This window comes from Psychrobacter sp. TB55-MNA-CIBAN-0194 (assembly GCF_040309505.1).
GTDB classification, from domain to species: Bacteria; Pseudomonadota; Gammaproteobacteria; order Pseudomonadales; family Moraxellaceae; genus Psychrobacter; species Psychrobacter fozii.
In genome coordinates, this window is sequence record NZ_JBEOOW010000002.1 from 214,213 (window position 1) to 240,689 (window position 26,477).

The window sequence follows — 26,477 nt, forward strand, 5'->3', positions numbered from 1 at the left end:
TGATACACTTTAGTCGTTTTTAATAGATTGACTCTGATTGAGTATCGTGTTGATATAAAGAACAGCAAGTATGAGTTATCAACACTCTTGGTTGGTAATAGTTAGTTGATGATAGACAGTACTGTTATTTATACAATCCCTAGACAGTGTCATTTAGTAAGATATTTTAATAATACAGATATTACCCTTGAACAATCCATCTATCGCCCTGATTTACTTACTAACTCATTCATAAAGCTATCAATTATAAAGATAGGTATAACCGTAGGAAGTTGTTATGTTAAGTCGTCATCTTGAAGTTTCTTTGCGTTTAGCAATGACACTTGCGCGTCAAAAATCGCATGAGTATCTAACTGTTGAACACCTACTACTGGCACTGCTAGAAAATACGCACGCCGCCAATACACTGACTGCTTGCAATGCAAATGTCTCAACGCTGCGTACTGAGTTGGAAGCTTATATTAATAAGCATACGCCAACGATAGATGTAGATACAGAGCAATCACCGCAGCCTACCCAAAGCTTTGATCGTATTTTGCAACGTGCTATTTTCCATGTGCAATCTATCGGTGGTGGTCGTTTGGTAGAAGGCTCCGATATCTTGGTATCTATGTTCTCAGAGCATGATACTTATGCTGTTTACCTGCTTAAAAAGCAAGGTATCAGCCGTCTTGAGTTGACTCAGTACTTGTCACATGGTCAAGACAAAGAAGAACCCTCTGAGCCGCGTGCTTCGATGACTGGTGAGCGCCGTAATGCCTCAGAAAAAACCAGTAAAGATCCACTGGTTGAATTTGCCACCAATTTAAATCAGCGCGCTGCTGAAGGTAAAACCGATCCATTGATTGGACGTACCTCTGAAATTGAACGTGCTGCGCAAGTACTATGTCGTCGCCGTAAAAATAACCCATTGCTTGTCGGTGAGCCTGGTGTTGGTAAAACCTCTATCGCTGAAGGTTTGGCGTGGTTAATTATCAATGACAAAGCACCAAAACCATTGAATGGTTGCGTGATTTATAGCCTAGATATTGGCTCATTAATCGCTGGCACAAAATACCGCGGTGATTTTGAAAAACGTATGAAGTCGTTGCTTGACGCATTAAAGAATAAACCCAATGCGATTTTGTTCATTGATGAGATTCATATGATTATTGGCGCAGGGTCGTCAATGAGTAGCAATATGGATGTGTCAAATTTGATCAAACCGGCACTTGCTAATGGTGAATTACGCTGTATAGGTTCTACGACCTTTACCGAGTATCGTCAGGTATTTGAGAAAGATCATGCGTTATCACGTCGTTTCCAAAAAATCGATGTAAAAGAACCAAGCGTTGATGACAGTATCGACATCTTACGCGGTCTAAAGCCTCGTTATGAAGAATTTCATAACGTCGAATATACAGATGAAGCATTGGTTACCGCTGTTCAGTTATCTGCTAAACATATTCACGAGCGCTTTTTACCAGACAAAGCCATTGATGTGATTGATGAAGCGGGTGCTTATAAGCGTTTGGGCGTGATTCCAGATGCGGATGATATCGATGCAGAAGAAAGCTTCATTGCTGATTTAGAGCAAGACTTTGATGCTCAGATCGATGCTGATGAAGAAGATTTTGACGGTGTGACTCACAGCGAGATTGACAGTAATGAAATGCAGGATGAAGCAGATACTGCTAAAGTCAACGATCGCGTTCAATCATCTAAAGATTCAAAAGCTGCGAAAAAACGACCACCGATGAAAATTGATGTGGCCGATATTGAAGCCATCGTTGCTAAGCTTGCACGTATTCCACCCAAGTCAGTGTCTAGCGATGATAAGAGTATTCTCAAGCATCTAGATCGTGATCTCAAGCATTTAGTATTTGGTCAAGATGAAGCGATTGAAACATTAGCAGATGCGATTAAGCTGTCTCGTGCTGGCCTAAAGGCACCAGATAAGCCTATCGGCTCGTTTATGTTTGCTGGTCCTACAGGCGTGGGTAAGACAGAAGTATCGCGTCAATTAGCCAATTTGCTTGGTGTCGAGTTAGTTCGCTTTGATATGTCAGAGTATATGGAAGCACATACGGCTTCACGCTTGATCGGCGCGCCTCCTGGCTATGTCGGTTATGATCAGGGCGGTCTGTTGACTGAAAAAATCAATCAGCATCCACATTGTGTCTTATTACTTGATGAAATCGAAAAAGCGCATCCTGATGTATTCAACTTGTTACTACAAGTGATGGATCACGGTACTTTGACTGATAATAATGGCCGCGTTGCTATCTTCAAGCAAGTTATCGTTATTATGACCACCAACGTTGGTGCTGACAGTATTAGCCGCTCATCTATGGGCTTTACTCAGCAAGACCACAGTCGTGATAATACAGAGTCGCTCAAACGTGTCTTTACGCCAGAATTCCGCAACCGTCTTGATGCAATTATCCAGTTCAACCCATTAGATACGTCGGTCGTGGTATCAGTTGTCGATAAATTCTTGGTTGAGTTACAAGTGCAGCTTGATGATAAGCAAGTGACTTTAGAGATTGATGATGATGTTCGTAACTATCTAGCTGATAAAGGCTACGATCGCCTAATGGGTGCACGTCCTATGCAGCGTCTGATTCAAGACGAGATCAAAAAACCATTGGCAAGCATGATTTTGTTTGGTGACTTGGTCAATGGTGGGGTTGTACACCTAACACTAGAGCCTGAAGACAGTTCTGAGCAAGATGACAAGTCCGTTAAGATTGAAAAAACGAATGGTAAGACTTCAGATAAAGGTTCAGCAGACAGTCGTATTATTTTGACGGTCGTCGAAACACATGAGCCATATCCAGACTCTGAGTCGTTAGCCAGCTAAGATTTTTGTTATCAATAAAACAAGAACGGTTACCATGTTGCTACGGTAGCCGTTTTTTTATTGCTATAATTCATCATAAAACCAATGTATGAGTCTACTTATTCTAATGTGAAAGACTTGTTCATGTAGACTTATCTAGGGCGTGTCATCATTTAGATTGTGTGGCTTAAAATGAGAAAAATTGCAGTCAAACAAGGAAGAACTCGCCGTAAATATGAACATATTGACAAGATTTCTGACGATGTTTGACAAAATTTAGCCATTTTAAGGCCACTAAATTTATCAATGTGCTAATTGATGACATGCCCTAGTATTTATATGATGTATAACAAATAAAAAAGGATATATTATGGAACTGTTTGATGAGCAGACGACCAAAACCCCCGAGCAAAAGCAAGCGATTTTAGACAATGTACGCCTGCCAACAGATTGGAAAACAGCATTAGCAGATGAGCTAACCTCTGATAATATGGATAATCTGCGTGCGTTTTTAAAAGAAGCGTACCAATCAGAGGAAAGCATTTATCCGCCAGCACCTTTGATGTTTAATGCTTTTAACTTAACGCCTCTATCACAAGTCAAAGTCGTGATATTAGGTCAGGACCCTTACCATCGTCCAGGACAGGCAATGGGACTATCGTTTTCTGTGCCAAAAGCTATTCCAAAACCGCCATCGCTTAATAATCTGTTGAAAGAAATGGCTACTGATATTGGTCTGAAACCATCAGCACATGGTGACTTAACGTATTGGGCGCAGCAGGGAGTCTTGTTATTAAACAGCTCGTTGACTGTAAAAGAGGGTGAGCCGAATAGTCATCAAAATCAAGGGTGGGAGCAGTTCACTGATGCGGTGATTGATGTGGTCAATGAACAAACAGAGCGTACAGTGTTTATATTATGGGGCAGTAAAGCACAGAAGAAGGGTAAGTATATCAATACAGATAAGCATCTTATTCTGACGGCGGTGCATCCTTCACCACTTGCCGCTAACCGCGGTGGTTTTTTCGGCTCTAAGCCATTTTCTAAGACCAATGACTATTTGGTACAGTATGGTCAGACACCGATTGATTGGCAGTTACCGCAATAGATGATAAATATACCGGATATAAGCTTGAAACCATCTCAACTCTTCAATCATCATCCAGTTATCGAAGATATTCAGACTAGTATATTTTGGTCAATTGAAGATGTTAAGTGGATGCAAGAAGCGCTCAAGCTTGCTAAACAAGGTGCTGAGCACGGAGAAGTGCCAGTAGGGGCGATACTAGTACACGATCAGCAGGTCATAGGGCAGGGGTTCAATGAGCCAATTGGTCGCCATGATGCGACTGCACATGCCGAAATTATCGCATTGAGAGATGCCTGTACCCGTTTAAATAACTATCGATTGCCATTACAGACAACGCTATATGTTACCTTAGAGCCTTGCACGATGTGCGTTGGGGCGCTGATCCATGCACGGGTAGAAAGGCTAGTCTATGCGGCGAGTGAGCCAAGAGCAGGCATGGTTGGTAGTCAGATGAACTTGCCGATGCAGCCTTTTTATAATCACAGTATTCAAGTAAACAGAGGTCTTTGTAGCGAGCACAGTAGTCAAATACTCAAAAGCTTCTTTCGCGAACGACGAAAGCTGGCCAAAATGAAATCAAAATAATCTGTTAACAAGATATCGGACTTGTCGCTAGTGATAGAGATGTTTCTTTGCTATAATATTGCCCTATTTAATGGCGAAGTTGTCAGCCATATGAGTATTGTTTCCGATTAAGTGAATATTATGACCGTTTCTACAACTGATAACACCGCACTTCATAATGATAATAGCCAAACGCAACCGTTGCGTTATCCTGTTATTTGTATTGATGGGCCGAGCGGTGCAGGCAAAGGCACGGTTACATGGCGCTTAGCTCAAGCATTGGACTATCAGTTGCTTGATTCGGGTGCTCTATATCGTATTGTAGGACTTAAAGCTTTCGAAGCTGGTTTGGTTACCGCAGATACCAGTCAAGCCATTGATGAAATGGCGGTATTAAAGTTGACTCAAAGCCTAGAGATTGCATTTGTGCCTAATAATGCGTCAGGACGTGTCGATATTTTGGTGAATGATGAAGCAGTCGGTGAGCAGGTGCGTAACGAAACAGTTGGAGGCTATGCATCACAGATAGCGATCTTTCCAAAAGTTCGCGAAGCGTTGTTAAAATTACAACAGGACATGGCCACTCGTTCAGGTTTGGTTGCTGATGGCCGTGATATGGGAACGGTAGTATTCCCAAATGCTGATGTTAAGGTGTTTTTGACAGCCAGTGCTGAAGCGCGTGCTGAGCGCCGTGTGGCACAGTTATCGAATGCTGGGCAAACAGCAGACTTTGACGCAATCTTAACAACGATTAAAGCTCGTGATGATCGTGATGAAAATCGTAGCACTGCACCGTCGAAACCTGCAGAGGACGCTTTGCTGCTTGATAGTTCAGCACTAGATGCTGATACTGTATACGAACAAGTGAAGAAACACTGTCAGACCAAAGGCATATTCTTTAATAGTTAATAAAAACAATATATTAAGCATTAAAAGCTTTGCTATGAGGTTTGGTTTTAGTATAAAATTGTAGTAGTGAAATTTAAGGGGCTTACCAGGCCCTAAGAAAACATGATTTGATAGAATAGATGACGAAATTTTTAGGTCAGACAGTTGTTGTTAATAATTTCAGTAAAACATGCGCTTATTAACAACAAACGTTTTTATATATGATTGTATGGGATAAAAAACCAGTATTCTCGTTTTATGCAATCATAAATTTGATCCGTACTGTGCTGGACAGGATACGGCTATACAAAGGTAGACATAATGGAATCATTTGCTGAACTATTTGAAGCGAGCATCGAAGAAACAGGTCTGGATATCGAGCGTGGCTCGGTTATCACTGGTACTGTTGTAGCCATCGATAGCGACTGGATCACTGTTGACACTGGTCTGAAGTCTGAAGGTATTGTCGCTCGTGAAGAGTTTTTAAGCGAAGAAGGCGAACTTGAAGTTGAAGTTGGCGATAGCGTTGATGTCGTGGTTGAAGCAGTTGATAACGGCATGGGTCAAACCTTGCTATCACGTGAAAAAGCTAAGCGTGTTGAAACTTGGAACTTCCTTGAGAAAATTGCTGACAACGATGAAATCGTAAAAGGTATCATTTCAAGCAAAGTTAAAGGCGGTTTCACTGTAGATATCGGTTCAGTACGCGCATTCTTACCAGGTTCATTGGTAGATGTACGTCCTATCCGTGATACGACGCATCTTGAAGGCAAAGAGCTAGAATTCAAAGTTATCAAACTTGATCAAAAACGCAACAACGTTGTAGTTAGCCGTCGTGCAGTTATGGAAGCTGAAAATTCAGCTGAGCGCGAAGAGCTATTGAACAAGCTTGAAGAAGGCATCGAAATCGAAGGTATCGTTAAGAACCTTACTGATTATGGCGCATTCGTTGATCTTGGCGGTATTGATGGTCTATTGCACATCACTGATATGGCATGGCGCCGTATTAAGCACCCATCAGAAGTTGTTGAAGTTGGTCAAGACCTAAAAGTTAAAGTATTGAAGTTTGACCGTGAGCGCAATCGCGTAAGCCTAGGTCTAAAACAACTTGGTACTGATCCTTGGGATAACGTTGGCGGAACTTATCCAGTAGGTAGTGTTGTTAAAGCACGCGTAACTAACCTAACTGATTATGGTTGTTTTGCTGAGATTTCTGAAGGTATTGAAGGTCTAGTACACGTATCAGAAATGGATCATACCAACAAAAACATCCATCCATCTAAAGTTGTTCAAGTGGGTGATGAAGTTGAAGTAATGATTCTTGATATCGACGAAGAACGTCGCCGTATCAGCCTAGGTATCAAACAAACTCTTGCTAACCCATGGGATGAGTTTGATAAGAAACATGAGCGCGGTGATAAAATCACTGGTACTATCAAATCAATCACTGACTTCGGTATCTTTATCGGTCTAGACGGTGGTATTGATGGTCTTGTTCATCTATCTGATATCTCTTGGAACGAAACTGGCGAAGACGCTATCCGTAACTACAACAAAGGCGACACCGTTGAAGCAATGGTATTGTCAGTAGATGCAGAAGCTAACCGTATCAGCCTAGGCGTTAAGCAGTTAAGCTCTGATCCATTCAACGAATACCTAGTCAACAATGACCGTGGTGCTATCGTTAATGGTAAAGTGAAAGAAGTAGACGCTAAAGGTGCTACTATCGAACTTGCTGACGAAGTAGAAGCTTATCTACGTGCCTCTGAGATCCAACGTGACCGCGTTGAAGATGCCACTAAGCATCTAACTGTTGGTGATGATGTTGAAGCTAAAATCATCAGTGTTGATCGCAAAACACGCAACATCAACTTGTCTATTAAAGCGAAAGACGAAGCTGAAGAGCGTCAAGCGATTAAAGAACTAAGCAGCACAAGTACTACTGCCGCTGCCGGTTCTGAAGCTCAACCAAAAACTATTGGTGACTTGATCAAAGAACAAATGCAGTAAGCTGCTAAGTTATTGATATAAAGTAATATAAAAGAAGCGACTCCGGTCGCTTTTTTTTATGAATAAATTTTGATATTACTATTAACAGGTGATGTTTTTGCCCAAAGAGGCAAACTCTTATTTTCATTTACGGTAATATCCGCTATCATTTGCAACATTGAGTAACAAGATGTGAGTCCCTACTTATTCAAAGCGATAGGCTGTTCTAAAGACCGAGTTTTTATCCTTACTATTTTAAGGATATGCTGATTTAGCAGCAGTTACTGGAATAAATAACCCTTATTTGAATAACCTAAAATATCGTTGTGACTCACAATCATCTTATCCATTAATTTACAAGGCAAGCGTAATAATGCAGCAAGCGATTAACAAGTCTGAATTTATTAGTAATTTGAGTGCGAACTGTGACAATATGACTGATACAGTCGTCGATGATGCAGTACGCGAAATATTAACTTTGATGACCCATACTTTAGCCAATGATGGCCGAGTAGAGGTTCGTGGGTTCGGTAGTTTTTGTCTACATCATCGCCGTGCACGTCTAGGACGCAACCCTAAAACAGGGGAAAGCGTGCCAGTACCTGCTAAGGCTATTCCTCATTTTAAACCAGGAAAAGCACTACGTGAAGCGGTCAATGACACGGTTGCAACTAGCTAAATGTTGTCATAACCCATTTATTGAATAAGCATTTTTTATAAGATGGTTTATCAGTCGCTCATATCACCTATTTATTCTGAATACATTAACGGCATTTCCAACTAAGGTAACCGTCTCATGCGCTTTTTACTATTTGTACTGCTATTTCTGAGCTTTGCCTATGCGCTTGGTTTGGTGTTGGCAAATAATACTGAAGTTGGTGTAAACTTACTGTTCTCGCAAGCGCCTACGATGAATCTAGGGCTGCTACTGATACTTTGTCTGATGCTGGGTATCATTATTGGTATTTTGCTAGCACTGCTTATTTTCCGCGTTTTACAAAACAAGTGGGAAATTTCGCGTTTGCAAAAAGCAAAGACCAATCTACAAGAGCAACTCACACAAGCCAATATAGTCATCGATCGTCAAGCGAATTCGCCAACGGTAGAAGAAGCCATTTATGGCTCTACGGCGACTAATGTACAGGATGGAGCGGTTAGCGACTTAGATGAAAGTGCTGCTCTTACTAAACATAAGCGAGATTAAACCATCTCGCAATGAATCTGCGGTTAAGTTAGATATACTTCTTTAATAACTCCGATACCAATATGGCTAAGTCATGAATAATATAGTTAAGTCTCCAGTTGTCGTCGCTCTAGATAATATGACCATGGAAGCCTCTTTAGCACTAGCGGATCAATTAGATCCAGCATTATGTCGATTGAAAGTAGGCAAAGAGCTATTTACTCGCTGTGGCCCTGACATAGTGAAGGCACTACATCAGCGTAATTTTGATGTGTTTTTAGATTTGAAATTTCATGATATTCCTAACACTACTGCACAAGCAGTTTTGGCAGCGGCTGAACTCGGTGTATGGATGGTGAACGTCCATGCAAGTGCAGGTCTAGAAGCAATGTCACTAGCCAAGCAGCGTTTACTAGATAATGGTTTTGATACCTTGCTGATAGCAGTCACTGTATTGACCTCTATGGACAATGAAGCGCTGACGCAAACGGGCATTACTGACGGTCTGGATGCGCACGTGAGTAGACTGGCACAACTGACCAAGCAAGCTGGTCTTGATGGTGTGGTGTGCTCAGCACAAGAAGCTAAAACGCTTAAAGCATTGTGTGGACAAGATTTTAAACTCATTACTCCCGGTATTCGTCTGCTAGAAGACAACGCTGATGACCAAAAACGCATTTGCACGCCTAAACAGGCACTCAGTGACGGTTCTGATTACTTAGTCATTGGGCGTTCAATCACACAGGCAGAAGACCCTGCTGCGAAATTGCAGAAGATACTACAAAGTATTTAGGCCACACCTTAATAACTTGTAATGCCTGAACGATCAAAAGACAGCCTAACTCGCTGTCTTTTTTGCTTTTTGCGGGTAGGTAAAAGGTGCTAAACTATTTGTGTTTATTCAATGATATTGGCTTATATGAAATTACAGATTTTGAGTGACTTACATATTGATAGTTATGCTCGTCAGTCACATCCGATAGGGCATATCCCTAAAACCGACGCAGATGTGGTGCTAGTAGCGGGAGATACTGCAAATAGTGACAATGGTATGCCATGGTTACAGGAGCAAGCTGCGCGTCTGCAAGTCCCTCTAATCACTATCGCAGGCAACCATGAGTATTTCAATGAAGATGTACTGCATTTCGATAAAAAACTAGCGACTTGGGACAATTATAATATCGAGTCGAATGAAGGCGTTCGCGTATTGCAGTGTCAGCATATGGATATTGGTGAGGTGCGAATTCTAGGTTGTACGTTGTGGACAGATTATCAATATCATGCCAATGAAGATACGATGGCTGCTGCTCGACAGTTTATGCGTGACTACAAACAAATCTATGCCGGTAAGGAGTTGTTTTCACCTGAGGTCTCCATGCAAATCCATGCGACACATCGTCAGTGGTTAAAGCAAGCATTGATAACGGCTAAGGAACTGGGCAAAAAGACTGTGGTAATGAGCCATCATAGTATCAGTGCACTCTCTGTGTCTGAAAAGTACGCCAATCTGCCAAGTAATGCCGCTTTTGTCAGTGACTTGTCTGAATGGATGCATGAGGAATGGGCGCCGATACTTTGGGTACATGGACATACCCATGAAGCATTTGACTATCAGATTGGTAAGACGCGAGTGATTGTTAATCCCCGTGCTTATCCAAATGAGGTAAGCAGTACAGCATTAGAGTTCTCATGGAATAGAGTGGTTGATATCGGTTAGCGTGCATCTGTAGAGATATAGGTATTGTTAGCAATAATGTCATAGCATTATTAAGACGGACCATTCTATTCTTGAGCAGCTTTTGGTATAACAATTGGCGCACATACTATGATTATACTGATATTTTGTTCATTCCTACCAAAAAATCTGCTACGCTTGTTGTCATGAGTAAATACACGAACGATACTTTATCAAAATTATCTGCTGAAAAGCTTGGGACTCATATCCCAAGTGCACCAGCACCTTCGCACCTGCCTGATAGTATGATCTCATCAGTCAGCTTATTGCCCGAAAACAAGCGATTGATTTTGTTTACTAGGCACTCTCTACGCGAGCGTTCTGATGGGAATGGTTTTGCCAGCTATCAGTTGCCACTGACACCTAAAGGTCGCGTGTTGGCAAAATCTTGGGGTCGTTGGTTGGCAGGACATCTGCCGTACTCCCTCAATGTCGATAGTATCTCAAGCCCCATAGGTCGCTGTATTGATACGGCACAGCTGATGCAAGAAGGGGCAGGTCTACGACGAGATATTGCACATCAATCACTACTGGTTGAGCCTGGCAGCCTCGTTACTGAACCTGAAATAGCCAATTTAGTGTTCAAAGAGATAGGTGTGCTTAACTTCATCAATCGATTCCTACAAGGCAACCTTGAAGGTACCAAAAACGCCTATCAGGGTGGTCTCGATATCTTATCTCTATTTTATCAACATCAGCCTGAGCATGGGCATCTTATGCTTGCCGTCAGTCATGATACGCTACTGTCTGCATTTTTAGCCGTGATGTTTGATGTGGTCGAGATTGATTGGAATGATTGGCCAAAAATGATGGAAGGAGTGTTTTTGTGGTTTGATGATATGCCATTTGAGCAAGCCAACGCGCATTTTGTTTGGCGTGGTGAGATTTATACTCGTCCCATTCATACTCTGTTAGACGGCTATCGTGCTGCAGGGTATCATCCTAGCAAACTGTTGCTACCGCCAGAAGTAAAATGGACTTGATATCAGCATAGTCAGCGAACTACTAAACCGCTACGGTGTTACCCTCCCTAGAGGTACTATATGTACAATCTGCGGTCGACTGCCTTGTAGCTGTTTTAGATTTCTTTGACTATATAAGTTGAATCAATGAGTTTTAAACAGGCATAAAAAAACCTTGCCCCAGTATTAGAACCAGTGACAAGGTTTTAGTCATTACACTATAAAGCGTAATGCGGTCTAAACGCGACCAATCTTAAGCTTGAAGGCCTTTGATTGTTTTGTTTAGGCGGCTCTTACGACGAGCAGCTTTATTCTTATGAATAATACCTTTGTCAGCCATACGATCAAGAACTGGTACCGCTTTTTTGTAAGCTTCGGTAGCCGCGTCATAATCTTTAGCTACGATAGCCGCATCAACACGTTTTAAGTAAGTACGAACCATAGAGCGTTGTGACGCAGAGTTCTGACGACGTTTGGTGTTTTGACGGGCGCGTTTACGAGCTTGTGCAGTATTAGCCACGCGTATCTCCTTGATAAAGACAGATAAAATATGAATGTTGATTGCAATAAAGGGTTTAAACAATCATCGGTGACGAGCAGCCTCTCGCCAAACATGATGTCGATGTCTTATATTAAAGTATCTAATATGAATAGAGCATCGCAAGCGCCAGAACTGTTTGGAATAATTAAACAGCGTTGACGTGTAAAGCCGGACATCTTAGCAAATTATTGCGCTTAGAACAATATATTTGATGATTAATGCCAAAAGAAGTTATGATATCACATGGGCGGCTGATTTCTCTAGTGTCTATTAGGATTGTTGTTAAGCCATCTTTCAGTATTGTTAGTGGAGACATGATTGGCTACACAGATGCGTCAGCTGATAAAACCTCTTACAATATATTCTATAGAATACCATCAGTTGTGTATTAAATTAGGTATGATACTAGACTTAAGATCTTTCACACGACAGACTGTCTTATAAAAATAAATTTTCCAACACTATATATAAATGGATCGGATATGCAGCGAAAAGCAATTGTAATTGGTGCGACAGGGCTGGTAGGGCAGTATCTGGTTAAGCAGCTTAGTGAGCTTTATGACACGTTAATTGTGATTGCACGGCGTCCGCCACGCTATATCAATGCGAGCATGCGTTTTTATCAAGTGAACGATTTTGATAATTTAACTGAGGTTTTTGCCAGCGTTGGTGTTGATCGTAAGACAGATGCTTTTAGTTGTCTTGGTACGACTAAGAAGCAAGCTGGTAGTGATGAGGCCTTTCGAAAAGTCGACCACGACTACAATGTAAATTTTGCTAAATTGTGTCAAGATAAAGGCGTCGAAAACTTCTTCTTGTTGTCTTCAATGAACGCCGATATTGACAGTCGTTTTTTATACAATCGAGTCAAAGCGGAAACCGAGCAATCCATTATATCATTGGATTTTGCGCATCTAGTCGTTTTACGTCCTTCATTGCTATTAGGCAAACATAAAGGTCGTCCTCTTGAGAGCATTGGTCAAAAGGCTTTTAAGCTCATATCGCCGCTTCTGTCAGAATCATTACCACTACATCCTATTTCTGCTAAGCGTGTCGCTAGTGCAATGGCAATGAGTGCGCACGCCATCTATGAGCGTAACAAGTACCGTGCTGAGCCTACATTGAAAAAAATAGAAATCATTGAAAATAAGCAGATGCTTGCGATGACAAGAGTGAAAAATTAAACGGTTAATGACTTATACATATATATTACAGTACCGTATTTTAAAATAGCCTAAGTATTTATATAGATATTCGATAAAAATTGAGAGTAATGACTAGATAATCAAAAATAAGGAGCTTCACTATGCCGGAATCCATGCAGATAAATAGAGAAAATTTTGTGACTTGTGATTTATTGGATGCCAATCCTGAGTCGCAAGTATGTTTGCCAAATATTGAAGGCAAGTCATTTCATAACTTTGGTGGCAAAGACAGATTTTGCGGTGAAATCGTAACAGTGAAGTGCTTTGAAGATAATAGCCGTGTTAAATCACTATTGAACAGTGACGGTAAAGACAAAGGTGGGCATGGCAAGGTGTTAGTCGTTGATGGTGGCGGCTCAATGCGCTGCGCTCTTTTGGGTGATATGATTGCAGAATCAGCAATTGAGAATGGCTGGGCAGGAGTCATTATCTATGGTTGTGTCCGTGATGTGGATGACGTGGTACAAATGAATATTGGCGTTAAAGCGCTCGGTTGTATCCCACGTAAATCAAATCGTCGCGACGAAGGACAAACGGATATCGAAATCAGCTTTGGTGATTTAACCTTGAACTCAGGAATGTTTGTTTATGCAGATAACAATGGCATTATCGCTAGTGATAAACCATTAGTTTAACAATAGCTAAATGAGTACCAATTCAAAACCTCAGCTTATAAGTTGAGGTTTTTTCATTTCACGACGATTTTAGGTGGTAATGAGTATTTTTAAGGTCTTAATTGATCATTTAATAATTAGTAAAATTTTAAGTGACAAACCGTTACGGCATAAATTTTGGTAATTGATGAAATATTCGTATAATAGCTATCTGACTCTTAACTTTGATCCTATTCTATATGCCTATCACTGCTTTGACTGACGCGTTTGACCCTATTAACCAGCAGCTATTCCCTATCCAGAATGCTCAGCGGCGCTGGCTAGCACCTGTGCATGGTGCTGTCAGCAGTTTGTGGTTAGCAAGCTTGGTACAGGGATCGATATGGGATGTGGCTGATCGTCTCAAGGTTGTTGTGACTCGTGACCAAAATCAGCTCAATCAAATAGAAACAGAACTGGCATTTTGTGGCGTGGATGCCTACGTGTTCCCTGATTGGGAAACGTTGACTTATGACGAACTGTCACCGCATCAAGATATTGTGAGTGAGCGTATCAATCTGTTGACGGATATGCCGACATCGGGTGTCTTGCTGATTTCTGTACAGGCGCTAATGCACCGAGTAGCACCGCCAAGTTGGCTAATTGGGCAACATTTTGATTTGAGTGTGGGTGACCAGTTTGATATCAACACTCAACGCGGACTACTAGCAAAAGCAGGCTACCGCGCCGTTGAAAACGTCTTTGAACCGGGTGAGTTTGCCGTACGTGGTAGTATTATTGATATTTTTGCGATGGGTCAGCCATTTCCGCTGCGTCTCGATTTATTCGACGATGAGATTGAAACCATTCGCTTCTTCAATCCACAGACTCAGCGCACGCTGACTGTTGATGATCTTAAGTCAATGATGAGTGGTAACGACAGTAGTATGGGCAAAGAGTCGTTGTCGCTACTGCATAAATTGCCAGATATCTCAAAGCCTATTCAGCAGTTCCAAATCCTACCAGCAAAAGAATTTCCACTTGATGAAGGGCGTGAGACCTTCCGTACAAACTTTGCCGCGATATTCCCCAATACGAGTAGCCGCAAGTTTGAACTGCATAAAGACGTAATGGCAGGTATTGCCAGCAGTGGACTTGAGTATTATCAGCCATTGTTTTTTGATTTAAAAGACTGGGAAGCAGAGAGTAGTTTATTTGCCTACTTGCCAAGTAATGCGTTATTTATCACTGATGAATTGATTAACGAAAAACAGGCAGATTATTGGTCACAAATTCAGCGCCGCTATGAAGAGCGCCGTCATGATATTGATAAGCCTATCGTCGCCCCTGAGCTACTGTATCTATTGTCTAATAAGCTTAATGAGCATCTCAACGATTATCCACGCGTTATTCTAAGCGCGCGCGATGAGCTAGCATTGATGACAGATGTTGCTGATGTGGATAATGAGGATTCATCATTAGGGCATACACTAAATAAACCACAGGGACTCGTGAGATTAAGTGCCCAGTCACCACCGCAGCTAGCGGTAAATCATCAAAAATCCGAACCTCTCGCTGAGCTATTAGCATTCTTAGAGATACAAGAAAAAACGTCCACACCTGTATTAATCGTTGCTGAAACAGCTGGTCGTCGTGAGATTCTCATTGAGTTGTTTAAAGGCAAAGTTGATATCAAAGCCTATGACAGCTTTGAAGCGTTTCTAGTAGCCGATAAAACGAGAGGGATTGGCCAAAATAAACTACCACAGGTTGGTCTAACCGTTGCGCCTATTGAGCGCGGTGTTTATGTGCCTGAGCGTTTGGTATTGATTAGTGAGACGCAATTATTTGGTCGGCAAGTACTGCAAACGCGCCGTCGCCGTCAGAGCGGTGTGTCAGAGGAGTTTTTGGTTAAGAGCGTTACCGAAATAACTCAAGGTAGCCCTGTTGTCCATATTGAGCACGGTGTCGGGCGTTATAACGGCTTGATAACGTTAGACGTAGGTGATGGCGAGCAAGAGTTTATCCACCTGAAATATGATGGTGACGCCAGTATTTATGTCCCAGTTGCCAATTTACAAATGATTAATCGCTATAGCGGAGGTGATCCAGCACTTGCGCCACTGCACAAAATCGGTAGTGGTAAGTGGGATAAAGCTAAACAAAAAGCGTTGGAACAAATTCATGACGTCGCGGCTGAGCTACTAAATATGCAGGCACGGCGCGAAGCTAAAGTAGGTATTCATTTTAAAATAGACTCGTCACAATATGATTTATTTGCCAGTCAGTTTGCGTTTGAAGAAACGCCTGACCAAGCCAATGCCATCCATGCAGTTATGGAAGACATGAAGCAAAATCAGCCGATGGATCGTCTTATCTGCGGGGATGTTGGTTTTGGGAAAACAGAGGTCGCCATGCGTGCGGCTTTTATTGCCGTTAGCGCAGGATACCAAGTGGCAGTATTAGTACCTACAACGTTGTTGGCAGGTCAGCATGAAGACAACTTCCGTGATCGATTTGCTGATTGGCCAGTACGTATCGAAACGCTATCGCGCTTCGGTGGCAAAAAGCATCAAGACACGGTATTAGCGGATTTGACCGCTGGCAAGGTCGATATCGTTATTGGTACGCACAAGCTATTACAACCGGATGTCAAATTCTCTAATCTAGGATTAATGATTGTCGATGAAGAACATCGCTTTGGTGTGCGTCATAAAGAGCGTATTAAAGCCATTCAGACCGATGTAGACAGTATGTCCATGACAGCGACGCCTATCCCTAGAACGCTCAATATGGCGCTCTCTGGCATGCGTGATATGTCGATCATTGCTACCCCGCCTGCGAGACGCTTGGCGATTAAAACCTTTGTCATGCAAAAGACAGAAGCGTTGATGAAAGAAGCTATTTTGCGTGAACTATTGCGCGGTGGTCAGGTATATCTGCTGCATAATGATGTGGCTAGCATTGAGCGCATGGCAGAGACCATACGCGAGCTGGTTCCAGAGGCGCGTGTAGGCGTGGCTCATGGACAGATGCAGGAGCGTCAACTTGAACAAGTGATGCAGCAGTATTATCACAAAAAATTCAATGTGTTAGTATGCTCGACTATTATCGAAACGGGCATTGATGTGCCTAATGCCAATACTATTATCATTGAGCGCGCTGATAAATTTGGTCTAGCCCAATTGCATCAGCTACGTGGCCGCGTTGGCCGTAGCCATCATCAGGCATACTGCTATCTGCTTGTACCGTCCATCAAAGGCCTTAAAGGTGATGCGAAACGCCGCCTGCATGCTATTGAACGTGCCAACACACTGGGCGCAGGTTTTATGCTGGCCAGTGAAGATTTAGAGATTCGCGGCGCAGGTGAGATACTGGGTAAGCAGCAAAGTGGTAATATGCAGGTAATTGGCTTTAGCTTATATATGGATATGCTAGAACGTGCGACGAAAGCGATTAAAGCGGGTAAACAGCCTGATTTAAGTACACCGCTGTCACTGACCAGCGAAATCAATCTACACAGCTCAGCATTGATCCCAGAAGAATACTTGCATGATGTGCATCAGCGCTTATTGTTTTATAAACGCATTAGTAATGCCGATGATAAAGAGGCGCTGACGGATATTCGGACTGAAATGATTGACCGTTTTGGTATATTGCCGGATCAAACCAAGCAGCTCTTTGCCATTCATGGGTTGCGTTTACAAGCAGAACCGTTGAAGATTAACAAAATCGATGCCAATGGTAGTAGTATGACGCTAGAGTTTGCACCTGATACACCGGTCGATGCATTAGCGATTATTAAACTGATTCAAACAGATGGGCAGCGCTATCGTATGAATGGCGCGTCTGGCATCCGTTACCAAAATGCTGATAAACTCGAAACGCCTCAACAGCGTGTTACGGTCATTCAAGAGCTGTTGCGATATTTTAGCGAGCATATGGTGTCAGAGCCTGCTTAGCTTCATTCTGTGGTGGCTATCTGCTATATAGACGAATGAGGAGATTGGCCAAGTCGTTCAAGCAGATAGTTTAAAGATAAAACGCCAAGGCAATGAGTCAAGGCGCTATTTTATCGCATAGATAACTGATAAAATAATGAGACCATATTTTATTTACTCATATTTTAGCTTTCTATACTTTTGATTTCTTTTATTTGAGATCCATAACAAGAGAACCGTCATTATGTTCCAACTTCATCATAAACTTGCTGCCGATAGCTTTTTAGTGGGTGACTTTCCGCTATCGACTTGCCGTTTAATCAATGATTGCCAGTTTCCTTGGTTGATATTGGTGCCACGTGTATCAGGTATCAAAGAGTTATATGAGTTATCCGAAACAGACCAAGTACAGTTTTTACGTGAGTCGAGCTGGTTATCAAGTCAACTGGCCAAGACTTTCCAAGCAGATAAAATGAACGTAGCCGCATTGGGCAATCAAGTACCACAGTTGCACTTCCATCATATCGTACGCTATCAAAACGATATGCAGTGGCCAAACCCAGTATGGGGTGTTCCAGCTGTTCCTTATACCAAGGAAGTATTGGCACAAATGCAGCAGACTCTGATGATGGCGTTACGTGGACATCATCAAATGCCTTTTGATTGGCAAATGAAATAAAATCTTAATCCATAATTACATTAATAAAAATATACTAAGTTATTTAAAGTCTATTTTGCAGCAGTTAAAAAAAATCCAGATATTTATTATCTGGATTTTTTGTTTTTTAACTTAAATAATAAAGATCGTTATTTTAATTTAATTGGATATTAAGGCAAATTAAATGATAAGTGGTGTTCTTTTGGTTATGAGTGGCATGGGATTTATAACCTTTAAGAAGTATAATGTAGTATCAGACCGTACTTATGTCCAATTAGTCATAAAAATAGGTAATACACTTATACTCATGTCTCTTGGTTTCTCCTACAGCCTATTTTGTTTAAGCGAATGCTCATATGACTACTTTAGACAGATTGAGACCAGAGCTTCTGACAAAAGAGGAAGTATACGATAAGGTCGATTACCCAGAAGTTTTCGTATTAATACTCACCGTTATACTCCTCGCTTTACATTTTGATTTTAGACCCACTGCAATGGCGCTCCTTGTCATTGTTGGCCTGCCAAGTATGCTAATTTTAATTTATAATTATCGTCGCCAAGCCAGCTTTTGGACATCTAATATTGTCATTATTTTACTATCTATGGTGATTGGGTCGATAGAGCTGCATATGATTATTTCGCTCAGTCTAGCGGCATTAATAGGTCTTAGGATTATTGTTAGTAGCCCTGAAAATCGTATAAAATTGATCATTGTATCCGTAATAACGGTTATTATTTTTTATTATGTCAGTATTATTTTAAATATTCCCAAGCTAGAAGGTTATGATGATTGGATAACACCTCTTATATTATTAGCCAGTATGATTGTTGTTTTATGTCGATTTACGTGTTTTTATAGGAAATATGTCCGTTATGAAGCTCACTCTCATCATGCAGTTGGGCGATTGAATAGTGCAGTCTCTGTTATTAATAAACTAACACGTTTTGTCCCATTGCAAGTTTGGGAGCCAATCGTAAGAGCAGATATCCCTGTGAACGTCTCTAATAAACGTGCCAAGCTGACTATTATGTTCTCAGATATTATTGGTTTTACTGAGTTGTCTGATAGCCTTAGCGCGGATAATTTGGCTGATATTTTGAATACCTATATGCATAGCATGACGTTAATTGCTAACAAACATGGTGCAGTGCTTGATAAGTTTGTTGGCGATGGCATGATATGCTTTTTCGGTGAGCCAAACAGTCAGGGTACGCGTCAGGACGCTTTGAGCTGTCTTGAGATGGCAATAGACATGCGGCGTGAAATGCGTACCTTGAGACAGAAATGGCGCCTTATGGGCTTTGAGGGATTGTATATACGTATTGGTATTACGACAGGCTATTGCCATGTGGGTAATTTCGGTAGCAACAATCGTCTTAGCTATACATTGATTGGTAAAGAAGCCAATTTGGCAGCGAGACTAGAGTCTAGCGCTGGTAAAGATGAGATATTGATCAGTGAAAGTACTTATGACTATGTCTGTCATAATTATGAGTGTCAGCATGCTGGTGCATTTCATCTAAAAGGATTTGATAAGAAAGTACAAGCATGGCGAGTCTTTGATCCTGATATTAATAAAGCTCATTTATCAAAATGGGTCGATTACACATTACCTGGATTTAATTTGCATTTAAACTTTAAGGACATGAATCATAACGACTATCAGGATGTTAAAGCCCGGTTAAATTTTGCGCTTGGACGTATTGAGCAAGAAAACGAAAAAAATGAAAATGATATTAATGCAGAAAATAAACGCAATGATATAGGTAATAAGTAAGCTGCATTGACAAATAATAGTCTTTGAATATATACGTAAAAAAGCCAACGATCATAATGATCGTTGGCTTTTTATATGAAAATAAAAAAGAGCTTTCTACAAGTACCTAATGATTTTCTTTAGCATGATTTAGGGTATATTTAGGCACTTCGATGGTTAAGTCTTCGTCCTCAACTATCACTTGGCAGGATAGACGTGAATCAGCCTCTAACCCCCAAGCACGATCTAACAAGTCAGCTTCGATATCATCCATCTCTTCCAGACCATTAAAGCCTTTGCGTACGACTACATGGCAAGTTGTGCAGGCTTTTGACATCTCACAAGCATGCTCAATTTTAATGCCTTTCTCTACTAGTGCTTTGCATAAGTTACTACCGGCCTCTAGCTCGACTTCAGCGCCTTCAGGACAAATCTCGTGGTGGGGTAATACAGTAATCTTTGGCATAAATCGTCTTTCCGATGCTAATCAATTTAAAGAAATAAAAATATAATGGAGATGCTATTCAGCTAATTTGCTACCAATCTTGGGCGCTCGTACCAGCCATACTTGTTTTAACGCTCTGGTTCATAATACGGGCAGCAAAAGCATCACTATGGGGTTTGAGTTGTGCTTGTTGTGCTTCAATAAGTGCTAAGTCATTAGTGCTCAGTACTTCTTGCATTAGTTGTATTTGATCAGCCAGTGATTGCTGCTCTTCAGAAGATAGCAAAGCTGCAAACTCATTGAGTGCCGATTGTAGTGCTAATATTTCACGTTCAGCCTCTACTTTGGTTTCAATTAAAGAGCGTGCATTTTTGTCTTCTTCTGCATGCTTAAATCCTGCAATCAGTAACTGCTCTTTTTGTTCGTCTGACAACCCATAAGAAGGCACAATTTCAATCTTACTTTCTGTTTTGGTTGTGGTCTCTTGTGCGCTGACCGTTAGCTGACCATTGGCATCAATACTAAAGGTAACCTCAATACGGGCAAACCCAGCCTTCATAGAAGGAATGCCATACAATTCAAAGCGTCCAAGTGAGCGGCAGTTATCGACAGTTTCACGTTCACCCTGTACAACATGGATTACCATGCCTGTCTGACCATCTTGATAAGTTGTAAATACTTGACGTTTTTTGACAGGGATAGGCGTGTTACGTGGTATGAGCACTTCGACTAGGCCACCCATAGTCTCAAGACCAAGTGATAGCGGCGTCACATCTAGCAATAGTAGGTTATTGTCACTATCACCGTTGACCAGTTGATGCGCTGTCTGCGCCGCGCCTAGAGCGACTACTTCATCTGGGTTGAGGCGGCACAGCGGCTGTTTGGCAAAGAACTCAGTCACGACTTGCTGAATAGCAGGCATACGGGTTGAACCACCAACTAAGATAACTTCGTCCAAATCAGTACTGGAGAGTTTGGCATCACGCAGTACTTGTTCACAGACACTTAAGGTACGGCGGCTAACAGGTTCTACGATTGTCAGGATATCTGTACGGCTCAATACACCTTGATAAGATTGAGTATTGACGACAATGTCGATATCGACTTGTTCACTATCAGTCAGTGCTTGCTTATAAGCTTTAGCTTGTTGCGCAAGTATTGACTTGTCATGAAGACTGACATCTTTTGGATCGATAGCCAATTGTTTGATAAGCCAATTGGTGATTAGTCGATCGATATCGTCACCACCTAGTGCACTGTTACCACCAGTGGCTAGTACTTCAAAGACGCCATCAGTCAGCTTTAAGATAGAGACATCAAACGTACCACCACCCAAATCGTAAATTAGATAGTAGCTTTCTTTTTCGCTAGCTTCTGTGGCTTGATCGAGACCATAAGCGACAGCCGCAGCAGTTGGCTCGTTCAGTAAACGCAATACTTTGATACCAGCTGCTTGAGCTGCATCTTTGGTCGCTTGACGCTGCGCTTCATCAAAATAAGCAGGTACGGTAATGACAGCACCTTCGATACTATCTTCAGGCAGTGCGCTTGCTGCACGTTGCTCGAGTGCGGCTAGTATACGGGCAGAAATCTCAACAGGAGATACTTCACCCTGGGCGGTGACAAAAGCCGGCATGTCATCTTTATTGCCACTCAATTCGTAAGGGTGAGAAAATTTGATATCTGCTTGGCTACGACCCATAAAGCGCTTAGCCGAGACGATCGTATTTTTTGGATCATCCGCTAAGTGAGCTAGGGCATCATAACCAACCAATGGCTTGCCAGTGCTTGGATAATAAACAACAGACGGTAACAAGGTATCAGTGCTGGTATTTGCTTCTAATACTTGCGCCTTGCCTGAACGTACCACAGCGACCAACGAGCGTGTGGTGCCAAGATCGATTCCTAAACCAAAACGATGCTGGTGAGGTTGGGCACTTTGATTGGGTTCGGCAATTTGCATTAAAGACATAAAATAACTCAAAGATAAAATGAATAAGTGAAATGGGGTAAGTGCAACATAGGCATTACGACAGTCTGATAATTATAGTCAAAATATTTATCAAGTAATACGGCGCGAACCTAGCGTGTTAACTAATACTGCTATATATGCTCGGTTGCCTTGTATCAATTCTAGACTGTCTCGACTATGTTCTCTACCATACAAATAGAGTCGTACAACGGCCAATAAATTTTGGGATAAATGATTATACGGTATAGTCGGTACTATTTTAACCAAATATTTTTTAACTAAATATCTAAAACCTAGTCTTTGGATAAAATAAATTGTTCACAGCTATCTAAACGTATAAATCATCGTCATCTGAATGCGCCGCAGCTGCAACGTCATCAAGACCAGTCGTGACATCTGCATTTAACTTGACCAAAAACTTCAATTTTTGTGTCGCATCAATCGCCGTTTGCCAATCTTGGCTGTCATAAGCATGGCTAAAGCGCTCAGATTGTTTTGCGAGACGCTCTGTGATTTGAGGATGTAACTGCTGCAAGGCTGGAAGATCTTTGCCTTCAATAGCGTCATCCAAATCCATTCGCATTTCCATCGCATCTTCCAAGAAGTCCAAGTCTGCGATTGAGTGCTCTAGATTTTGAGCTTGATCTGCTATATCTAATAGATAACTAGCACGGCTATCGGGCGAGCTAAGCGTTTGATAAGCTTGATTGATCAGTGCTGAATATTTTTCAGACTGTAGTTGTGCTTGAGCAATGTCAGTCTGGTTTTTAGCGACATTATCAGGGTGATAACGTTTTTGTAGCAGACGTAAATGTTGATCGAGACTGTCTTGATTGACTTCAAATTGTACTGGTTGCTCAAATAAAGCAAAGAAGTTATCAAACTGTGCTTCTGGTGTGATGTCTGTCATATCATACGCCTTGCTTTTTATTTGTTTGAAATGTCTGTCTGTTGATACTCTATTACTGAGTCTACAATCCGGATTGTAGCGTAGACTGTTTACTGTTTTTCGAGCGTAAATGTTGGAAGGTTTAGGTCATTAAACTGTAAATGACTCACCGCAACCACATTCGCCTTTTTGATTAGGGTTACTGAACTTAAAGCCTTCGTTGAGACCTTCTTTTTCATAATCCATCAACAAACCATCTAAATATACCAAGCTTTTAGGATCGATAAAGATGCTAACGTCTCGGCTTTCATAACGTGTGTCGTTTTCGTCAGGTGTATCTACAAACTCTAAAACATAAGCTAGACCTGAGCAACCCGCTGTGCGGATACCGACTCGAATGCCTTCACCTTTGCCGCGATTGTCCAAAAAGTCTCGAACATGCTGAGCGGCGCGTTCTGTCATTTCAATCATGCCAACTCCCATTGACTATTAATTATAAGTATCAATAAAAAAAATCTGTATAGACTGGCAACTGAAATTACGAGATTGCCAAGATAATATGCTAGCGGCTCTTAGAAAATAAAAGGTGACAATTACATAAGTGTCATTGTCACCTTTTTAGCATCAGCAGCTATTTACGTGTTGCTACTATAGCGCTGCTAATACCATGCAGCACATAGGCTAGTAGGTTTAGCCTTAGATAACAGCTTCTTCAGTTGCTGCTGCTACGCCATGCTTACCTTTATAGTCGCTAATAGCGGCTTTAATAGCATCTTCTGCAAGTACAGAGCAATGCACTTTTACTGGTGGTAATGCCAATTCTTCAGCAATGTGACTGTTCTTGATTTCGCCAGCTTGGTCTAGGCTTTTGCCTTTTAGCCACTCAGTAACGAGTGAGCTTGAAGCAATAGCTGAACCGCAGCCATAAGTTTTAAAGCGTGCATCTTCGATAATACCGTTATCATCGACTTGGATTTGTAGACGCATCACATCGCCACATGCTGGAGCACCGACCATACCGGTACCAACATTTTTGGCGTTTTTATCAAGATTGCCAACGTTGCGTGGGTTTTCGTAATGATCAATAACTTGGTCGCTATAGGCCATGGGGTTTTCTCCTAGTTAGATAATGAGCAGTAGCTGATTGGTTTGAACGCTGCTACTCATTGATAATTGGGGTCAAACACTTAATCGTAATTGTCTGATCAATCGGTTAATGGCTATGTTCGATAGCCATATCTTCGTTTTTGGTAATTTTAGTGCTCAGCCCATTCGACTGAATCTAAATCAACGCCATCTTGGTACATATCCCAAAGTGGTGATAGGGCACGTAATTTGTCAACGGCTTCATGCATTTGCTTGATAACGGTATCGATATCTTCTTCAGTCGTATAACGACCAAAGCTAAAGCGAATAGAGCTATGTGCCAATTCATCTGGACGGCCAATAGCACGTAATACATATGATGGCTCAAGCGTCGCTGACGTACAGGCTGAGCCTGATGAGACAGCCAAGTCTTTAAGTGACATCATTAATGATTCACCTTCAACGAAGTTAAAGCTGATGTTCACAATGTTAGGAACGCTATGCTCTAAATCACCGTTTAAATAAATCTCTTCAATATCTTGTAGACCATCCCACAGCTTTTGACGTAGTTTTGCTGCATGGGCATTGTCTTCTTTATAGCTGTCATTGGCTAGGGCAAATGCTGCGCCAAGGCCAACGATTTGATGCGTAGGTAAGGTACCTGAACGCATGCCACGCTCGTGACCACCACCATGTTGCTCAGCTTTTAGACGAATACGTGGCTTGCGGCTAACAAACAAAGCACCGATACCTTTAGGACCGTAGGCTTTATGACCTGAGAAACTCATCAAGTCGATTTTCATCTCTGCAAGATCGATCAATACTTTACCCACTGATTGCGCGCCATCCACATGGAAGACCACACCAGCTTCGCGAGTGATTTCACCAATCGCTGTTACATCAGTAAGCGTACCAAGCTCATTGTTCACCATCATAAGTGATACTAGGATTGTATCCTCACGTAGCGCTTCTTTAACTTGTTCTGGCAAGATTAGCCCAGTGCTTGGTTGTGGCTCAAGATAAGTGATCTCAAAACCTTCTTGCTCAAGCTCACGGCAGGTATCTAGTACCGCTTTGTGTTCAATTTTACTGGTAATAATGTGCTTACCACGAGACTGGTAAAAATGTGCAGCACCTTTAATAGCTAGGTTGTCAGACTCAGTAGCACCAGAGGTAAAGACGATTTCGCGTGGATCAGCGTTAATGACTTCAGCCACTTGTTGACGCGCTGTCTCTACTGCTTCTTCTGCTTGCCAGCCGTAACCGTGTGAGCGCGAGGCTGGGTTGCCAAAGACGCCATCTACCGTCAGATACTCGCTCATCTTAGCAGCTACTGATTTAGCTACTGGAGTAGTGGCGGCATAATCTAAGTATATAAGGTTGTTATGTTGGCTCATGCTGGGTTTGCCTCGCTGTTCGATAGAGTAATAGTATTGATGTCTTTTATGGAAATCTCTTTGGTAGAGCTATGCTGACGTTCGGAAACTGACTGCACGTTTTCCATGTCTAATAATTGTGCTAATGTTATATTATTCAAGTACTGTTCGATATGATTTGACAGTGCACACCATAAATCATGGGTTAAGCACATTGTACCACCTTGGCAATCACCACGTCCTTCACACTGCATCGCATTTACAGACTCATCGACGGCAGATATGATGCTCATCACATCTATCTGATCCAATGGTTTCGCCAAATGATAACCACCGGCTGCACCGCGAATACTAGTAACGAGCCCACGTTTGCGAAGTTTGGAGAATAATTGCTCAAGATAAGAGATAGAGATCGATTGCCGTTTGGCTATATCAGATAAGGATACCGCACTTTCTTGTTGGCTGGTTTGTAGTGCCAAATCTAGTAACGCAGTAACGGCATACCTGCCTCGAGTAGTCAAACGCATGTGTTATCTCCAAACTGTTATGTCATTTTAGTTAACAACGATCTTAGCGAGATGATATTTGCGATAATTCGTATAAATATACAAGTCACAGATATAAATCATAGGGCAGCTAAGTTGTGTCTTATCGTTATTAAACAACAGATGATTGACCCGATGTGTGCAACGATTGGACCAATTATACTTAATCCCGAGTAATTTAGTCAAGATTAAAGTGTGGTTGAATGGTTAATCTAGCTTATTACTATGATTGATAAA

Annotated in this window: 23 protein-coding genes; 15 read left to right on the forward strand and 8 right to left on the reverse strand. The window is 41.7% G+C overall.

The window, feature by feature from the left end; translation table 11 throughout:
• The first annotated feature begins 277 nt into the window (after nt 1-277).
• The 10 genes from clpA (at nt 278) to AAEY75_RS03535 (ending at nt 11,253) form a co-directional block, all read left to right on the forward strand.
• Nucleotides 278-2,842, forward strand: a complete 2,565-nt coding sequence (gene clpA / locus AAEY75_RS03490; RefSeq protein WP_352258428.1) for an ATP-dependent Clp protease ATP-binding subunit ClpA — start codon at nt 278-280, stop codon at nt 2,840-2,842.
• A 349-nt stretch (nt 2,843-3,191) separates the two neighbouring features.
• Entirely contained in the window at nt 3,192-3,929 is a 738-nt protein-coding gene (locus AAEY75_RS03495) for a uracil-DNA glycosylase (RefSeq protein ID WP_201548293.1), read from the forward strand.
• On the forward strand, nt 3,930-4,496 hold the full coding sequence (gene tadA / locus AAEY75_RS03500) for a tRNA adenosine(34) deaminase TadA (RefSeq protein ID WP_352258430.1): 567 nt from the start codon (nt 3,930-3,932) through the stop codon (nt 4,494-4,496).
• A 120-nt stretch (nt 4,497-4,616) separates the two neighbouring features.
• Nucleotides 4,617-5,384 (forward strand): (d)CMP kinase, encoded by a 768-nt coding sequence (cmk, locus tag AAEY75_RS03505; protein ID WP_352258432.1) that lies wholly within the window; start codon nt 4,617-4,619, stop codon nt 5,382-5,384.
• Nucleotides 5,385-5,684: 300 nt separating this feature from the next.
• On the forward strand, nt 5,685-7,373 hold the full coding sequence (gene rpsA / locus AAEY75_RS03510) for a 30S ribosomal protein S1 (protein WP_110922399.1): 1,689 nt from the start codon (nt 5,685-5,687) through the stop codon (nt 7,371-7,373).
• A gap of 352 nt (nt 7,374-7,725) precedes the next feature.
• On the forward strand, nt 7,726-8,031 hold the full coding sequence (locus tag AAEY75_RS03515; protein WP_110922400.1) for an integration host factor subunit beta: 306 nt from the start codon (nt 7,726-7,728) through the stop codon (nt 8,029-8,031).
• A gap of 117 nt (nt 8,032-8,148) precedes the next feature.
• Nucleotides 8,149-8,556 (forward strand): lipopolysaccharide assembly protein LapA domain-containing protein, encoded by a 408-nt coding sequence (locus tag AAEY75_RS03520; protein WP_352258435.1) that lies wholly within the window; start codon nt 8,149-8,151, stop codon nt 8,554-8,556.
• A gap of 73 nt (nt 8,557-8,629) precedes the next feature.
• Nucleotides 8,630-9,328: an orotidine-5'-phosphate decarboxylase gene (pyrF, locus tag AAEY75_RS03525; protein ID WP_352258437.1), complete on the forward strand. Its 699-nt coding sequence runs from the start codon at nt 8,630-8,632 to the stop codon at nt 9,326-9,328.
• A 126-nt stretch (nt 9,329-9,454) separates the two neighbouring features.
• The gene (locus AAEY75_RS03530) at nt 9,455-10,252 is read left to right on the forward strand and encodes a metallophosphoesterase (protein ID WP_352258439.1); all 798 of its coding nucleotides are present in this window, start codon (nt 9,455-9,457) and stop codon (nt 10,250-10,252) included.
• A 164-nt stretch (nt 10,253-10,416) separates the two neighbouring features.
• Nucleotides 10,417-11,253: a histidine phosphatase family protein gene (locus AAEY75_RS03535; protein ID WP_352258441.1), complete on the forward strand. Its 837-nt coding sequence runs from the start codon at nt 10,417-10,419 to the stop codon at nt 11,251-11,253.
• A gap of 232 nt (nt 11,254-11,485) precedes the next feature.
• Here the strand turns inward: AAEY75_RS03535 and rpsT are convergent, their stop codons facing one another.
• Nucleotides 11,486-11,752, reverse strand: coding sequence for a 30S ribosomal protein S20 (gene rpsT / locus AAEY75_RS03540; RefSeq protein WP_110922405.1), 267 nt, complete (start codon nt 11,750-11,752; stop codon nt 11,486-11,488).
• A 503-nt stretch (nt 11,753-12,255) separates the two neighbouring features.
• Here rpsT and AAEY75_RS03545 point away from each other — a divergent pair.
• From AAEY75_RS03545 to AAEY75_RS03565, 5 genes are all read left to right on the forward strand, one after another.
• Nucleotides 12,256-12,957: an NAD-dependent epimerase/dehydratase family protein gene (locus AAEY75_RS03545; protein ID WP_110922406.1), complete on the forward strand. Its 702-nt coding sequence runs from the start codon at nt 12,256-12,258 to the stop codon at nt 12,955-12,957.
• 122 nt (nt 12,958-13,079) lie between these two features.
• Nucleotides 13,080-13,613, forward strand: coding sequence for a ribonuclease E activity regulator RraA (rraA, locus tag AAEY75_RS03550; protein ID WP_502944363.1), 534 nt, complete (start codon nt 13,080-13,082; stop codon nt 13,611-13,613).
• A gap of 218 nt (nt 13,614-13,831) precedes the next feature.
• Nucleotides 13,832-17,533 carry a transcription-repair coupling factor gene (mfd, locus tag AAEY75_RS03555; RefSeq protein WP_352258443.1) on the forward strand — a complete coding sequence of 1,234 codons (3,702 nt, stop codon included), beginning with the start codon at nt 13,832-13,834 and terminating at the stop codon, nt 17,531-17,533.
• A gap of 223 nt (nt 17,534-17,756) precedes the next feature.
• The gene (locus tag AAEY75_RS03560) at nt 17,757-18,191 is read left to right on the forward strand and encodes an HIT domain-containing protein (RefSeq protein ID WP_110922409.1); all 435 of its coding nucleotides are present in this window, start codon (nt 17,757-17,759) and stop codon (nt 18,189-18,191) included.
• Nucleotides 18,192-18,697: 506 nt separating this feature from the next.
• On the forward strand, nt 18,698-19,948 hold the full coding sequence (locus AAEY75_RS03565; protein ID WP_227681531.1) for an adenylate/guanylate cyclase domain-containing protein: 1,251 nt from the start codon (nt 18,698-18,700) through the stop codon (nt 19,946-19,948).
• A gap of 106 nt (nt 19,949-20,054) precedes the next feature.
• Here AAEY75_RS03565 and fdx read toward each other — a convergent pair whose 3' ends face one another.
• The 7 genes from fdx to AAEY75_RS03600 form a co-directional block, all read right to left on the reverse strand.
• Nucleotides 20,055-20,393 carry an ISC system 2Fe-2S type ferredoxin gene (gene fdx, locus AAEY75_RS03570; protein WP_197218447.1) on the reverse strand — a complete coding sequence of 113 codons (339 nt, stop codon included), beginning with the start codon at nt 20,391-20,393 and terminating at the stop codon, nt 20,055-20,057.
• A gap of 70 nt (nt 20,394-20,463) precedes the next feature.
• Nucleotides 20,464-22,344: a Fe-S protein assembly chaperone HscA gene (gene hscA / locus AAEY75_RS03575; RefSeq protein WP_197218448.1), complete on the reverse strand. Its 1,881-nt coding sequence runs from the start codon at nt 22,342-22,344 to the stop codon at nt 20,464-20,466.
• Nucleotides 22,345-22,672: 328 nt separating this feature from the next.
• Complete coding sequence (gene hscB / locus AAEY75_RS03580) at nt 22,673-23,254, reverse strand: Fe-S protein assembly co-chaperone HscB (RefSeq protein ID WP_352258446.1); 582 nt, start codon at nt 23,252-23,254, stop codon at nt 22,673-22,675.
• A gap of 129 nt (nt 23,255-23,383) precedes the next feature.
• A complete protein-coding gene (gene iscA / locus AAEY75_RS03585; protein ID WP_110922414.1) occupies nt 23,384-23,704 on the reverse strand; it encodes an iron-sulfur cluster assembly protein IscA in 321 nt (106 codons plus the stop codon).
• A 225-nt stretch (nt 23,705-23,929) separates the two neighbouring features.
• The gene (gene iscU, locus AAEY75_RS03590; protein ID WP_110922415.1) at nt 23,930-24,340 is read right to left on the reverse strand and encodes a Fe-S cluster assembly scaffold IscU; all 411 of its coding nucleotides are present in this window, start codon (nt 24,338-24,340) and stop codon (nt 23,930-23,932) included.
• Nucleotides 24,341-24,489: 149 nt separating this feature from the next.
• Entirely contained in the window at nt 24,490-25,716 is a 1,227-nt protein-coding gene (locus AAEY75_RS03595) for an IscS subfamily cysteine desulfurase (protein WP_197100802.1), read from the reverse strand.
• A complete protein-coding gene (locus tag AAEY75_RS03600; RefSeq protein ID WP_110922417.1) occupies nt 25,713-26,222 on the reverse strand; it encodes an Rrf2 family transcriptional regulator in 510 nt (169 codons plus the stop codon). The genes AAEY75_RS03595 and AAEY75_RS03600 overlap by 4 nt, the downstream gene beginning before the upstream one ends.
• Between the last annotated feature and the right edge of the window lie 255 nt (nt 26,223-26,477).